Below are 13,999 nucleotides of genomic sequence, written 5' to 3'. Positions count from 1 at the left end.
TGATTTTCTTTCTACATGCTTTATGCGCGCCGCTCTTTATAAAAATACAAAATAGATAATCGCTGCTAACACGATTCGATAGATAGCAAAAGGAGTTAGTTTGATTTTATTAATAAGAGCTAGGAAGAAGCGGATGGACACTAGAGCGAAGATAAAGGCGCTAATGAAGCCGGCAATAAAAAAGGGAAGAGCATCGAGAGTAAAGTACTCCCAGTTTTTAATCAGCGACAAGGCACTTGCTCCTGCCATGATCGGCATAGCCATGATAAATGTAAAGTCTGCTGCTGCCCGATGGCTCATGCCAAGCAGCACACCTCCAGAAATGGTAGAACCGGAACGGGAAAAACCAGGCCACAGGGCGATACACTGAAACAAACCGATAAGAAAGGCTTGTTTATATGTCACATCATCAACGGTTTCCGCTTTTACTTGTCCAGGAGCAAACCAGTCGGCTGCAAGCATAAGGATGGCCCCCGCTACAAGACCAATCAATACAGTATTAATGGTAAATAAATGCTCGTCAATATAATCCTCGAATAAAAAGCCAAGTACGACAGCTGGAAGCAGCCCGATGAACACATGAACGAGTGTTAAGCGCGGGCCAGCTTGATATGATGCCGCTTTTCCTCTTTGTAAGCCGAGGAGATTGATAATACGGTCTTTAAAAACAACGACCACTGCCAAAATAGAGCCGAGTTGAATCACAATTTTAAAGCTATTAGCTACTGGTGCTGAAAATAACTCTTTTGATTTTAATAAAAGGTCATCCACAATAATCATATGTCCTGTAGAAGAAACAGGCGCAAATTCAGTGGCTCCTTCTACAAGTCCAAGAATAAAAGCAACGAATAATTCCCACCAATTCATTTTGTCACCTCAAAAAAATAAAATAGATAGCCACTTAACGATTGTATGGCTACAATGAAAATATGTCTAGTTTAACGTAGAAATACCATTACTTTTTACTATTTATTATTATAAATGAAAGGAAGTGACTAGTTTATGGGAATACATAACTATTTTAAAAGTTTATCTGATTTGGAACATTTATTTAGGCTGCCGGGAAAGTTTAAATACCAGTCGCATACGGTGGCTGCTCATTCATTTAAAGTGACAAAAATCGCTCAGTTTTTGGGAACAATTGAAGAGTTACAAGGTGCAGACGTCAATTGGCGGGCCCTGTACGAAAAGGCGCTCAACCACGATTATGCGGAATTATTTACAGGTGATATTAAAACACCGGTTAAATATGCGACAACCGAATTAACAGACTTGTTCTCGCAGGTGGAGGAGCAAATGGCGAAGAAGTTTGTGGAACAGGAATTTCCCAAAGAGCTGCAAGGCATTTACGTTGAGCGTTTTAAAGAAGGAAAAGACGACACGCTGGAAGGAAGGATTTTATCGGTAGCGGACAAAATCGATCTGCTTTACGAATCATTTGGGGAAATTTTAAAGCGTAATCCAGAGCCGTTATTTCTAGAAATATATAAGGAAGCATTGACTACGATTATGGAATTCTCCGATTTAAACTGTGTGCAGTATTTTATTAAAAATATTTTGCCGGACATGCTCTCTGAAGAGTTTATTCCATACAACGAGCTCAATTATATGACGGACATGATCGTGCAAAAGTATGAAGATAAGTGAGATCTCTTTTGAAAAAAGCTTCTTGCTGGGAGTGAGAATATGATAGACAAACTCATCATGGCAATGGTCTTGCCCGGTTTTCTCGTCGTCTTTTTTACAAGAGTGACATTTAATCGTTATCTAGGACTCGGTTTGACCGTTGCTTTAATCGCAGCCTCCGCCTATAAAGGGTATACCCACACATGGCCGCTCATTATTATCGATGCTGCTTCATTAACGATCGGTTTCTGGTTGTCTAGCGGAATGATGAAAAGACAAAAATCAAGTCCATAAAAAAGAAATGAACGGCTATTGTTCAGCAGCCTCTGCAGCTGGATACGATAGATCCCGTTTGCCGGTTAACGGCAGACGGGATTTTTTTGTGGATAACTTGTTTAAAGTATCCAGCAATGTGGTGGAAAAGTGGATAACTTATCCAAAGTAGTGAACGATACTAGTGTATAAAAATTTCTGCTTGATTTTAAATAGGGTATGGGGTATTATAAGTTTAAATCATTTATACCCCACAGGGTAAAAGGAGGAAACGATTTATGTTTTTTCGTTCTTATTTCGATGAAAAATTAGCTCAATATTCTTATATGGTAGCTTGTCAGAAAACAGGAGAAGCGATTGTGATCGACCCGGCACGTGATATTACACCTTATGTGGAAACAGCGAAAAAAGAAGGTTTTCGTTTGACAGCGGCAGCCGAAACGCACATTCATGCTGATTTCGTCTCAGGGGCGCGTCAGCTGGCGAATGATTACGAAGCGACATTATATTTGTCGGATGAGGGAGACGAGAATTGGAAATATCAGTATGTCGATCAACTTTCTGCCGACCTTGTGAAAGACGGCGATGTTTTCATGGTTGGAAATGTGGAATTTAAAGTAATGCATACACCGGGACATACACCAGAAAGTATTTCTTTTATCTTAACGGATCGCGGCGGCGGTTCCGTCGCACCGATGGGTATTTTCACAGGAGACTTTGTCTTTGTCGGTGATGTCGGCCGTCCAGATTTATTAGAGAAAGCAGCGGGGGTAAAAGGAACAGCCGATACAGGAGCTGCACAAATGTATGACTCGATTCAAAAGTTCAAGCAGCTGCCGGATTATTTAGTCGTTTGGCCAGGTCATGGGGCGGGCAGTGCATGCGGAAAATCCCTCGGAGCCGTCCCGTTATCAACTGTTGGCTATGAAAAAGCAAACAACTGGGCGTTGAAAGAAACGAACAAAGAGCAATTCCAAAAAGAACTGTTGAAAGATCAGCCGGAACCGCCGAAATACTTTGCGATGATGAAGAAAGTGAATAAAATCGGACCGAGTGTGCTGACGAATGAATCGATTCCTTACGTGGAACATTTAAGCGGACTGGAAAAGTATTTGAATCAAGAGGACGTCATCGTGATTGACACGAGAAACGGCCATGACTTTGCTGATGGCCATATTGAAGGCACGATCAATTTGCCTTACACAAAAATTTTCACGAATTGGGCAGGCTGGATTCTCGATTATGATAAACAACTAGTTATTATTGCGGAGAAAGAACGGCAGATAGAGATTCAGAAGTCTCTCCAATCTATTGGTCTTGACAAAATTGTTTCTTTTGCGAGCCCGGCTGTGATCAGTGAAGTGGAAACGCTTGAGAAGTATACAAATATTGACGTCGAACAGTTAAAAGCTCAATATGATAAGGATGATGTGTACGTCATTGATATCCGTCAGCAGCAGGAGTGGGAGGCGGGCCGCCTGCCAACTGCCCATCATCATATGCTTGGTTATTTAGAAGAGGCAATAGCTCACCTGCCACAGGATAAAAAAATTATTGTCCATTGCCAATCTGGTGCCCGCTCTGCGATCGGCACAAGCTTGCTGCAGGCGAAAGGGTTCAAAAACATTGAAAACGCAGAAGGCGGCTTTGCCAGCTGGAAGAAAGCAAACGGAGAAATTGTGTATTCATAACAAGGAGGAATAAACATGAATAAAGTAACGGTGTACTCAACAAATACATGCCCATATTGCACAATGATGAAGAATTTTTTACAGGAGAAAAATGTTCCTTTTACAGAGGTAAATGTTCAACAGGATCGGGAAGCAGCACAGCGTCTCGTAGAAACAACCGGCCAAATGGGAGTGCCGCAGACGGAAATTAATGGCCAATGGGTGCTTGGATATGATCCTGATGCCGTCATGAAGCTGCTTAAATAATGACTAGAAGGCTGGCTCAAAAACAAAGCATCATGCCCTTTTGAGTCAGCCTCTTTTTCATCACTTACGGAGGTGGTTATTTGTGAAGTATGAAAAAGAGTTACAAAATCGCCTAAAACGTATCGAGGGTCAAGTGCGCGGTGTGCTGCGGATGATGGAAGAGGAAGTAGAATGTGCAGCTGTCGTTACACAGCTAAGTGCAGTCCAAAGCGCTGTCAGCCGAACGATGGGACTTGTAGTCAGCCAAAATTTGGAGAAGTGCCTTCGCGATCATATTGAACAAGGAGAGCAGACAGATATCCTTGTGAAAGAAGCGGTGAATCTTTTAGTGAAGAGCCGTTAATTTTTTGAAAAGAAATATACCCCTGCTAGTAAAAATGGTCATGTGTTATATATGTGTTTTACTGCTCAGGTCATTATTAAAAATAGAATGCTTGTTAAAGGGGTTTGATATGAGCGATCAAGTAGTAGAAGATAGAGAAATAGGAAAGGAGAGGAGAAGCCGATGGATTGGTCGATAGGATGGATAGCAGCCATTTTTTTAATCGCGTTCGCTGGATCATTCTTATCGGGAATGGTCGGAGTCGGCGGTGCGATTATTAATTATCCGCTGTTTTTATATATCCCTCCACTGCTTGGGTTTGTCGCTTTTAGCCCTCATGAAGTGGCTGGTGTGACAGCCATTCAAGTGTTTTTTTCTACGATTGCCGGTGTATGGGCCTACCGGAAAAGCGATTACTTAAACAAAACATTAATTGGATATATGGGTGTTGCTGTATTAGCGGGAAGCTTTTTAGGAGGGTTCTTCTCTAGCAGCATGGAAGAGACGATGGTGAATGTCATATATGGCATTTTAGCTGCTTTGGCAGTGATGATGATGTTTTTGCCGAAGAAAGGCATCGATTCCCGGTCGGCTGAAAATGTTTCATTTAATAAATGGCTCGCTGCTATACTTGCTTTCCTCGTTGGTGTTGGAGCAGGAGTTGTTGGAGCAGGAGGGGCTTTCCTGCTCGTGCCAATCATGCTCACTGTTTTAAAAATCCCTACGAGAATGACGATTGCTAGTTCTTTAGCGATTACGTTTCTCTCCTCAATCGGTTCAGCGGGAGGAAAGCTCCTAACGGGGCAAGTGCTGTGGCTTCCAGCACTCATTGCCGTCATTGCCAGTTTGATTGCTTCCCCTCTCGGTGCAAAAGTTGGACAGAAAATGAATACGAAGTGGCTGCAATGGCTGTTAATCATTTTGATTACCGCAACAGCCATTAAAATTTGGCTCGATATTTTGTAGAAAGGCTATGTTAATGATGATTGTTGAATCCGCTGCTTCGCTGATTGGAGCAGAAAGAGAGTACCTTCAGCAGAAATAAACAGGGGAATAGAAAAAACCTTTCCGATCACCGGATTGGTTTTTTTTATGGAAATCAAGCAGAACATACGTGCGTTTATTAATAGCCATCAGCGTTTTAATTATGCTAAAATGGGAACTATGATTACTAACATTGGAAATCGGAACAAGCTTTAACAGGAACGTTCATCGGTGAAAGAGTAAGTATATTTGTAAGAAGACCAGGGGGTTGGATGGTGAAAAACGAATTTGAAATTGTCTCGAAATATAGTCCGCAGGGGGATCAGCCAAAGGCGATCGCTGAGCTCGTTTCTGGAATTAAAGAAGGGAAGAAACATCAGACACTGCTTGGGGCGACAGGAACAGGTAAAACGTTTACTGTGTCTAACGTTATTAAAGAAGTAAACAAACCGACACTTGTCATCGCCCATAATAAGACGCTCGCCGGCCAGCTGTACAGCGAATTTAAAGAGTTTTTTCCGAACAATGCGGTTGAGTACTTTGTCAGTTATTACGATTATTACCAGCCGGAAGCATATGTTCCCCAGACAGATACGTTTATTGAAAAAGATGCGAGCATTAATGATGAAATTGATAAACTTCGCCATTCGGCTACATCGTCTTTATTTGAGCGGAATGATGTCATTATTATTGCTAGTGTTTCTTGTATTTACGGCTTAGGTTCTCCGGAAGAATATCGTGATCTTGTTGTTTCTTTACGGACTGGAATGGAAATTGAACGCAACGAGCTGCTTCGTAAATTAGTCGATGTTCAGTATGAGCGGAATGATATTGATTTCAAGCGTGGAACATTCCGGGTCCGTGGGGATGTGGTGGAAATTTTCCCGGCGTCCCGCGATGAACATTGTATCCGTGTGGAGTTTTTCGGAGATGAGATTGATCGGGTTCGTGAAGTAGATGCTTTAACTGGAGAAGTTTTAGGGGATCGTGAGCATGTCGCTATTTTCCCGGCGTCCCACTTCGTTACACGTGAGGAAAAAATGAAAATCGCGATCGGAAATATTGAAAAGGAGCTGGAAGAACAGCTGGCTATTTTACGTGAAGAAAATAAATTGCTGGAGGCACAGCGCTTGGAGCAGCGAACGCGTTATGATTTGGAAATGATGCGGGAAATGGGCTTTTGCTCAGGCATTGAAAACTATTCCCGGCATTTAACCTTGCGGCCGCCGGGGTCTACACCGTATACGCTTCTCGATTATTTTCCAGATGATTTTTTAATTGTTGTTGATGAGTCTCACGTGACGCTTCCACAAATCCGCGGCATGTTCAACGGCGACCAAGCGCGCAAACAAGTGCTCGTCGATCATGGTTTTCGCCTGCCATCCGCCAAAGATAACCGGCCGTTAAGATTTGAAGAATTCGAAGATCATGTTCATCAGATTGTCTACGTGTCTGCTACACCGGGCCCATACGAACTAGAACATACCCCGCATATGACAGAACAAATTATACGTCCAACGGGGCTGCTTGATCCGACTATAGATGTCCGTCCGATTGAAGGACAAATTGATGACCTGTTAGATGAAATTAATGAGCGGACTGCTCGGAATGAGCGAGTGCTTGTTACGACGTTAACGAAGAAAATGTCCGAAGACTTAACCGATTATTTAAAAGAGGTCGGTGTGAAAATCCAGTATCTTCATTCAGAAATTAAAACACTTGAGCGGATCGAGATTATCCGCGATCTTCGTCTCGGCAAATATGATGTGCTTGTTGGCATTAACTTGCTGAGGGAGGGGCTGGATATCCCTGAAGTGTCGCTTGTAGCGATCTTGGATGCGGATAAAGAAGGCTTCCTTCGTTCTGAACGTTCATTGATTCAGACGATCGGCCGGGCAGCGCGTAATGCCAGCGGCCACGTGATCATGTATGCGGATAAAATCACCGATTCAATGGCAAAGGCATTAGATGAAACGAAGCGCCGCCGGACCATTCAGCAGGAATATAATGAAGCACATGGAATCACGCCGCAAACGATTCAAAAAGATATCCGCGATGTCATTCGGGCGACACATGCGGCCGAAGAGACGGAAAATTACAAAGTATCTGCTGCGAAGAAGAAGATGAATGTTCAAGAAAGAAATCGTCTGGCATCCAGCCTTGAAAGTGAGATGAAAGAGGCTGCTAAAGCGCTTGATTTTGAACGGGCGGCTGAGCTGCGTGACGCATTGCTAGAGTTGAAATCGGAAGGATGACTATGATATGGGAATAGATAAAATTATCGTAAAAGGAGCAAGAGCGCACAATTTAAAAAATATTGATGTGACGATTCCGCGTGATCAGCTCGTCGTTGTAACGGGATTATCCGGCTCCGGGAAATCGTCGCTTGCGTTTGATACGATTTATGCAGAAGGACAGCGGCGCTATGTAGAGTCGCTATCTGCTTATGCCCGTCAATTTCTCGGACAAATGGATAAACCGGATGTCGATGCGATCGAAGGATTGTCCCCGGCTATTTCTATTGATCAAAAGACGACGAGCCGTAATCCGCGTTCAACGGTCGGAACGGTGACAGAAATTTACGATTATCTCCGCTTATTATTTGCCCGTGTCGGCCGCCCTGTCTGCCCTGTGCACGGCATTGAAATTGCGTCACAGACGATTGAACAGATGGTGGACCGCTTAATGCAGTATGAAGAACGGACGAAGCTGCAAGTGCTTTCTCCGGTTGTTTCCGGCCGCAAAGGCACGCATGCGAAGGTATTTGAAGATATTAAGAGGCAAGGCTATGTTCGGATGCGTGTAGATGGAGAGATGCGGGATGTAGAAGAGGAAATCGAACTCGACAAAAATAAAAAACATTCGATTGAAGTCGTCATTGACCGTATTGTTGTGAAAGAGGGCATCGAGGCGAGGCTGGCTGATTCTCTTGAATCCGCCCTAAAGCTTGGTGAAGGCAATGTTATTATCGATGTCATTGGACAGGAAGAGCTGCTATTCTCTGAACACCATGCCTGTCCGCACTGTGGCTTTTCAATCGAAAAGCTTGAGCCGCGCATGTTTTCATTTAATAGCCCATACGGTGCTTGTCCGACGTGTGATGGTCTCGGCTCGAAGTTAAAAGTAGATATTGATCTTGTCATCCCAAATCCTGACTTGAGTTTAAAGGAGCATGCTATTGCTCCGTGGGAACCGGCGAGCTCGCAATATTACCCGCAGCTTTTGGAGTCTGTCTGCCGCCATTACAATATCAACATGGACGTGCCGGTAAAAGACTTGTCGCAAGAGCAGCTTGATAAAATTTTATACGGATCTGGGCGGGAGCGTATTCATTTCCGTTACGAGAATGATTTTGGACAGATCCGTGAAAATGATATCTTGTTTGAAGGCGTGATCAGTAATGTGGAGCGCCGTTATCAGGAAACAAGTTCTGAATACATTCGAGAACAGATGGAAAAGTATATGGGAAAGCAAAAATGCCCAACGTGTAAAGGCTATCGTCTCAGAAAAGAAAGTTTAGCCGTTAAAGTGAACGAGCTGCATATTAGTGAAGTAACGAACTTTTCCATTGAGGAAGCAGAACAATTTTTTAGCGGTTTATCATTAACAGAAAAAGAAATGCAGATCGCTCAATTGATTTTGCGGGAAATCCGCGAGCGTCTCGGCTTTTTAGTGAATGTGGGCCTTGATTACTTAACTCTTAGCCGTTCGGCGGGAACGTTATCCGGCGGAGAAGCTCAGCGGATTCGTCTTGCTACTCAGATTGGTTCGCGGCTGACAGGTGTTCTTTATATTTTAGATGAACCGTCCATCGGCCTGCATCAGCGCGATAATGACCGCCTGATTCAAACGATGCAAAATATGCGTGATATCGGCAACACATTAATCGTCGTCGAGCATGATGAAGATACGATGATGGCAGCCGACTATTTAATTGATGTAGGTCCGGGTGCTGGGGTACATGGCGGCGAGATTGTTTCAGCCGGCACGCCAGAAGAAGTGATGAATGACCCCGCTTCACTTACCGGTCAATATTTATCCGGGAAAAAATTTATCCCGCTGCCGAAAGAGCGCCGCAAGCCAGACGGACGCTGGATAGAAGTAACCGGAGCAAAAGAGAATAACTTGCGCAATGTAAAGGTAAAATTTCCGCTCGGCACGTTTACCGCAGTGACAGGTGTATCAGGTTCGGGGAAAAGCACGTTAGTCAACGATATTCTTTATAAAACACTGGCGCAAAAACTGAACCGGTCTAAGCAAAAACCAGGAAAGCATGGGAGTGTGAAAGGGATTGAGCACCTCGATAAAGTGATCGATATTGATCAGTCACCTATCGGGCGGACGCCCCGATCGAATCCGGCTACTTATACAGGTGTGTTTGATGATATTCGGGAAGTGTACGCTGCGACAAATGAAGCGAAAGTGCGCGGCTACAAAAAAGGACGGTTCAGTTTTAATGTCAAAGGCGGCCGGTGTGAGGCATGCCGCGGAGACGGAATTATTAAAATTGAAATGCACTTTTTACCTGATGTCTACGTGCCTTGTGAAGTGTGCCATGGCAAACGCTATAACCGCGAAACGTTAGAAGTGAAGTATAAAGGGAGAAATATTGCCGATGTCCTCGCTATGACAGTCGAAGATGCACTCGAGTTTTTTGAAAACATTCCTAAAATTAAGCGCAAGCTTCAGACGATTGCCGATGTCGGTCTTGGTTATATTAAGCTTGGGCAGCCGGCAACGACACTCTCAGGCGGTGAAGCCCAGCGCGTAAAGCTTGCTTCTGAGCTTCACCGTCGTTCAACAGGCCGCTCGTTTTATATTTTGGATGAGCCGACAACAGGTTTGCATGTAGATGATATTTCCCGTCTGCTGACGGTACTGCAGCGATTAGTCGAAAATGGCGACACGGTGTTAGTCATTGAGCATAATCTCGACGTTATTAAGACGGCTGATTATATTGTTGACCTAGGACCTGAAGGCGGGGACAAGGGCGGCACAATTGTTGTCACTGGTACACCAGAAGAGGCAGCCGAAGCAGAAGGGTCATATACTGGTTACTATTTGCATAAAGTGTTAGCGCGTGAAAAGAAAAGAGAGACGACAGTGAACAGCTGAAAGGATTGAAACTTTTTTCCTGCTTTTTCGTAAGGCTATGTGAATGACAATTGTTGATGCTGCCTCTTTGTTGATTGCAGCGGAAGGCGGAAATCAACAGGCGCGTTTAACAAAGCCTGTCGTAAAGGTAGACAGAAAGTTACTTTTCAATGAATGGAGTGCCTGGAATGAACGAGGAGAAAAAAAGAATTTTAGAAATGGTAGAAGCGGGCATCATTTCAGCAAGTGAAGGGTTAACGTTATTGGAGGCTCTGAATAAGGAGCCAGACCAACATGTCCGCAAAGAGCGGAGAGAGAATATTTTGGATGAACTTGTAAATTTCGGCCAAAAGTTAAGCGGCAGTTTACAAAAGCAAAGTACCGACTCAAGCACTTCGCCTAATCAACCGAAAGATAAGCTGTTTCAATTTGTTCAATCCACTATGCAAAAATTAAAGGATTTCGAGTTTCCGCTCGGAAAAACGGTGGAATTCTCGCACACTTTTCAAGAAAATGATTTTTCCCCGCAGCGCATTAAGGTTGAGATGGCAAACGGCAACTTTACGATAAAGCCATGGGAAGGCAATAGTGTAAAAGCTGAGTGCTACGTAAAAATGTACGGGGCCGATAACGAGGATGAAGCACGTGAATCATTTATTAAAAACAGCGTCTTCTATGCGCGGGAGAATAAGCTTTCATTCTCAGTCGGTCTGAAGCTTATGAAGGTGGATACGGTTCTATATGTGCCGGAAGAGGCGGTCAACGAGGTGTCTGTGAAGCTCTTTAATGGATCGTTTAGCATGCGCGGTCTCGAAGTGAAGGAGCTGGAAGTAAAGACGGCGAATGGAAAGATTGAAGTCAAACAATCAAAAATCAACGAATTCGAAGGCGAAACAGGCAACGGTCAAATTTACTTGATTGATTGCGAAGGAAGGAAGGCGGAGGCAAGCTCATTCAATGGTGCCGTTCATGTTGTCGGTTCCATCGGCTATACAGATATTAAATCGTTCAACGGCAACGTTCTGTGCGACTTGAAATCAGAGGTCTGCCACACAGTGAAAGCACAGGCTGTGACTGGAAATATTGAGATATATGTGCCTGATCATATGACGATGAAAGGCATATTGCGCACGAATCTTGGTTCGCTGTATCTTCCTGAATCCGGCATAAAAAAAGCAGGTGAAAAAGAAGAGATGGTTCAGAAGATTGTTCATTTTGAAAGTGAAAAAGAGGAGCTGGCACAAGTGACGATCGAAGCTGGGACGAAAACAGGCTCCGTCTCTATCAAGACGACTTCTTTCCACAAAAATAACAGCGGTGAAGAAAACGCAATGCCGGCCGATGTGGAGGGAGAATAAATCAGATGAATTGGCTGACTGGCATTTTAATTAATGCTGTGTTATTTATTGCCATTTCCGGTTACTTCCCCGGGCTGAAAGTCGATAGTTTTTTATCGGCCGTCGCCGCTAGTTTTATATTGTCGATTCTAAATATAATTGTCCGGCCGTTGCTTATCCTCTTTACGCTGCCTATTACATTTTTTACGCTCGGCTTATTCTTGTTTGTTATTAATGCCATCACGCTGCTTCTGACAGACAGTATTATGGGATCTGCATTTGACATCTCCAGTTTTGGAATGGCCCTATTCATAGCGGTTATTATGGCAGTGGTGAACCTGATTTTACAAGCGACAATTTTCAAGAAAAAATAGCTGTTTTTTGCGTCCTGAATATTGAGGACGCTTTTTTTTTGAACTAAGGGCTGTCTCATTCTTGATAGGAGAGAGTCTCGTATCTTTTGCTTCAATTAACGCCAGCCATTAACATGGCCTTGTCTTTACATTGCTTGGAGGAGAGGGGAGGCAGTTCTTTGATAGGGGGATAAAAATTCTAGTCCTCATTTTAATTGTGCGTGATAAAAATGTTACAATAGAAGTATATTGCCCTTACGAGGAGGAGAAAAAGTGGTCAAAGTACGCACAACTGACTTGCTGAAAAACTTAGACTTAGAACTCATTAGCGGTGAAGACGGGCTTCATCGTCCGATTATAACGAGTGATCTTTCCCGCCCGGGCCTCGAGCTTGCCGGCCTTTTTGATTATTACCCGAAAGAGCGGGTGCAGCTGCTTGGCATGAGTGAGCTGACGTTCTTTGAAAAGCTTCAACCGGAAGAAAAGCAGGAGAGAATGGAGCGGCTGTGCGATGATCGAACGCCGGCTATTGTGATTTCCCGCGGATTAGAAGTGCCGGAAGAATTAATTGAAGCTTCTGAACGGCAGGCCGTGCCTGTCATGAGATCTAAATTGACGACAACAAGGCTTTCAAGCAGGCTGACGAATTATTTAGAAAAAATGCTGGCCCCGACAACAGCTGTTCATGGCGTGCTCGTTGATATTTATGGAGTAGGTGTGCTGATCACTGGTCAAAGCGGCGTCGGTAAAAGTGAAGCGGCTCTCGATCTCGTCAAAAGGGGGCATCGTCTCGTTGCTGATGATTGTGTAGAAATCCGTCAGGAAGACAATGAGGTGCTCGTTGGCAGCTCACCGGAATTGATTGAGCATTTACTGGAAATTCGAGGCCTTGGCATTATTAATATTATGACATTGTTCGGTGCTGGAGCCATCCTGGGGTCCAAGCGGATTACTCTTAACGTTCACCTCGAGCTTTGGGACTCTAAAAAGCAGTATGATCGTCTTGGCATTGAAGAAGACAAATTAAAAATCATTGATACAGAAATTACAAAAATTACCCTCCCGGTACGGCCAGGACGAAACATTGCTGTTATTATTGAAGTGGCAGCGATGAATTTTCGTCTGAAGCGTCTCGGGATTAACGCAGCGAAAGACTTTACAGACAAATTAGCTAACGTTATTGGTGAGCGCGACTCCGGGCTTATGTGAGGAAGAATGGCTGATAGAAAGGAGAAAAAGCATGGAAGGTTATCCGCTCGACCCGATTGCTATCGCTTTCGGACCGTTCCGTGTTCACTGGTATGGTCTGATTATCGGCTTCGGGATTGCACTTGGTTTTTATTTAGCCGCGAAAGAAGGGGATCGTCTCGGTTTAGCGAAAGATACATTCGCTGATTTACTCATTTGGGCGATTCCAATTGCCATTCTTTCTGCGCGTGTTTATTACGTTTTATTTCAGTGGGAATATTACTCTCAGCATCCGGGAGATATTATTAAAATTTGGAATGGCGGGATTGCCATCCATGGAGCATTAATCGGTGCAGTGCTGACGGCTGTGGTTTTTTCGAGAGTGAAACGCATTTCTTTTTGGAAGCTTGCTGATATAGCAGCGCCTAGCATTATTCTCGGGCAGGCGATCGGCCGCTGGGGCAACTTTATGAATCAAGAAGCACATGGGGGAGAAGTGACACGTTCTTTTTTAGAAGGACTGCATTTGCCTCAATTTATTATTAATCAAATGTACATTGACGGGCACTATTACCACCCAACTTTTTTATATGAATCCATTTGGGACTTCATCGGTTTCTTTTTGCTTCTAAGCTTGAGGAAAGTGAACTTGAAACGGGGCGAACTGTTTTTATCCTATATTATTTGGTATTCGATCGGCCGCTTCTTTATCGAGGGGTTGCGGACAGACAGCTTGATGCTGACGGATTCTCTGCGGATCGCCCAGGTGATTTCACTCGTTCTTCTTGCGAGTGCGATCGTTATTTGGGTCATTCGCCGCAAACAAAAAGCGGCACAGCTGCCTTATAACAGTCTAGTGAATGAAAACTCATAGAAGGAAGCGGG

Annotated in this window: 13 protein-coding genes; 12 read left to right on the top strand and 1 reads right to left on the bottom strand. The window is 44.0% G+C overall.

Annotation, left to right across the window (positions count from 1 at the left end; genetic code table 11):
• Nucleotides 1-36: 36 nt before the first annotated feature.
• Nucleotides 37-867, bottom strand: coding sequence for an undecaprenyl-diphosphate phosphatase (locus QYG89_RS07250; protein ID WP_404316070.1), 831 nt, complete (start codon nt 865-867; stop codon nt 37-39).
• 135 nt (nt 868-1,002) lie between these two features.
• Between QYG89_RS07250 and QYG89_RS07245 the strand changes: the two genes are divergently transcribed.
• The 12 genes from QYG89_RS07245 to lgt all read left to right on the top strand — a co-directional run bounded on the left by QYG89_RS07245 (nt 1,003) and on the right by lgt (nt 13,988).
• Entirely contained in the window at nt 1,003-1,647 is a 645-nt protein-coding gene (locus tag QYG89_RS07245; RefSeq protein WP_404316068.1) for a YfbR-like 5'-deoxynucleotidase, read from the top strand.
• A gap of 39 nt (nt 1,648-1,686) precedes the next feature.
• Nucleotides 1,687-1,920: a CsbA family protein gene (locus QYG89_RS07240; RefSeq protein WP_404316066.1), complete on the top strand. Its 234-nt coding sequence runs from the start codon at nt 1,687-1,689 to the stop codon at nt 1,918-1,920.
• A 257-nt stretch (nt 1,921-2,177) separates the two neighbouring features.
• On the top strand, nt 2,178-3,590 hold the full coding sequence (locus tag QYG89_RS07235; protein WP_404316064.1) for a rhodanese-like domain-containing protein: 1,413 nt from the start codon (nt 2,178-2,180) through the stop codon (nt 3,588-3,590).
• A 15-nt stretch (nt 3,591-3,605) separates the two neighbouring features.
• Nucleotides 3,606-3,836: a glutaredoxin family protein gene (locus QYG89_RS07230; protein WP_404316062.1), complete on the top strand. Its 231-nt coding sequence runs from the start codon at nt 3,606-3,608 to the stop codon at nt 3,834-3,836.
• Nucleotides 3,837-3,918: 82 nt separating this feature from the next.
• Nucleotides 3,919-4,179 carry a metal-sensitive transcriptional regulator gene (locus QYG89_RS07225; RefSeq protein WP_404316060.1) on the top strand — a complete coding sequence of 87 codons (261 nt, stop codon included), beginning with the start codon at nt 3,919-3,921 and terminating at the stop codon, nt 4,177-4,179.
• A 162-nt stretch (nt 4,180-4,341) separates the two neighbouring features.
• On the top strand, nt 4,342-5,124 hold the full coding sequence (locus QYG89_RS07220) for a sulfite exporter TauE/SafE family protein (protein ID WP_404316058.1): 783 nt from the start codon (nt 4,342-4,344) through the stop codon (nt 5,122-5,124).
• 293 nt (nt 5,125-5,417) lie between these two features.
• The gene (uvrB, locus tag QYG89_RS07215) at nt 5,418-7,397 is read left to right on the top strand and encodes an excinuclease ABC subunit UvrB (RefSeq protein ID WP_404316215.1); all 1,980 of its coding nucleotides are present in this window, start codon (nt 5,418-5,420) and stop codon (nt 7,395-7,397) included.
• A 7-nt stretch (nt 7,398-7,404) separates the two neighbouring features.
• Nucleotides 7,405-10,257 carry an excinuclease ABC subunit UvrA gene (gene uvrA / locus QYG89_RS07210; protein ID WP_404316056.1) on the top strand — a complete coding sequence of 951 codons (2,853 nt, stop codon included), beginning with the start codon at nt 7,405-7,407 and terminating at the stop codon, nt 10,255-10,257.
• 167 nt (nt 10,258-10,424) lie between these two features.
• Nucleotides 10,425-11,594: a DUF4097 family beta strand repeat-containing protein gene (locus QYG89_RS07205; RefSeq protein WP_404316054.1), complete on the top strand. Its 1,170-nt coding sequence runs from the start codon at nt 10,425-10,427 to the stop codon at nt 11,592-11,594.
• A gap of 5 nt (nt 11,595-11,599) precedes the next feature.
• Complete coding sequence (locus QYG89_RS07200) at nt 11,600-11,947, top strand: phage holin family protein (RefSeq protein WP_404316052.1); 348 nt, start codon at nt 11,600-11,602, stop codon at nt 11,945-11,947.
• Nucleotides 11,948-12,199: 252 nt separating this feature from the next.
• A complete protein-coding gene (gene hprK / locus QYG89_RS07195) occupies nt 12,200-13,135 on the top strand; it encodes an HPr(Ser) kinase/phosphatase (RefSeq protein ID WP_404316050.1) in 936 nt (311 codons plus the stop codon).
• A gap of 31 nt (nt 13,136-13,166) precedes the next feature.
• On the top strand, nt 13,167-13,988 hold the full coding sequence (gene lgt / locus QYG89_RS07190) for a prolipoprotein diacylglyceryl transferase (protein WP_404316048.1): 822 nt from the start codon (nt 13,167-13,169) through the stop codon (nt 13,986-13,988).
• Nucleotides 13,989-13,999 lie beyond the last annotated feature (11 nt).

Origin of the sequence: Bacillus lumedeiriae (assembly GCF_044891285.1) — a bacterium.
In the GTDB taxonomy this organism is placed as follows: Bacteria; Bacillota; Bacilli; order Bacillales; family Domibacillaceae; genus Pseudobacillus; species Pseudobacillus lumedeiriae.
The sequence above is the reverse complement of the archived record's forward strand: the minus strand, read 5'-3'. Positions and strand labels throughout refer to the sequence as shown.

Coding starts and splice junctions, on each gene's coding strand:
- QYG89_RS07220 (WP_404316058.1), top strand. CDS start 4,342: ATGGATTGGTCGATAGGATGGATAGCAGCCATTTTTTTAATCGCGTTC.
- QYG89_RS07240 (WP_404316066.1), top strand. CDS start 1,687: ATGATAGACAAACTCATCATGGCAATGGTCTTGCCCGGTTTTCTCGTC.
- lgt (WP_404316048.1), top strand. CDS start 13,167: ATGGAAGGTTATCCGCTCGACCCGATTGCTATCGCTTTCGGACCGTTC.
- QYG89_RS07250 (WP_404316070.1), bottom strand. CDS start 867: ATGAATTGGTGGGAATTATTCGTTGCTTTTATTCTTGGACTTGTAGAA.
- QYG89_RS07230 (WP_404316062.1), top strand. CDS start 3,606: ATGAATAAAGTAACGGTGTACTCAACAAATACATGCCCATATTGCACA.
- QYG89_RS07205 (WP_404316054.1), top strand. CDS start 10,425: ATGAACGAGGAGAAAAAAAGAATTTTAGAAATGGTAGAAGCGGGCATC.
- uvrA (WP_404316056.1), top strand. CDS start 7,405: ATGGGAATAGATAAAATTATCGTAAAAGGAGCAAGAGCGCACAATTTA.
- QYG89_RS07235 (WP_404316064.1), top strand. CDS start 2,178: ATGTTTTTTCGTTCTTATTTCGATGAAAAATTAGCTCAATATTCTTAT.
- QYG89_RS07245 (WP_404316068.1), top strand. CDS start 1,003: ATGGGAATACATAACTATTTTAAAAGTTTATCTGATTTGGAACATTTA.
- QYG89_RS07200 (WP_404316052.1), top strand. CDS start 11,600: ATGAATTGGCTGACTGGCATTTTAATTAATGCTGTGTTATTTATTGCC.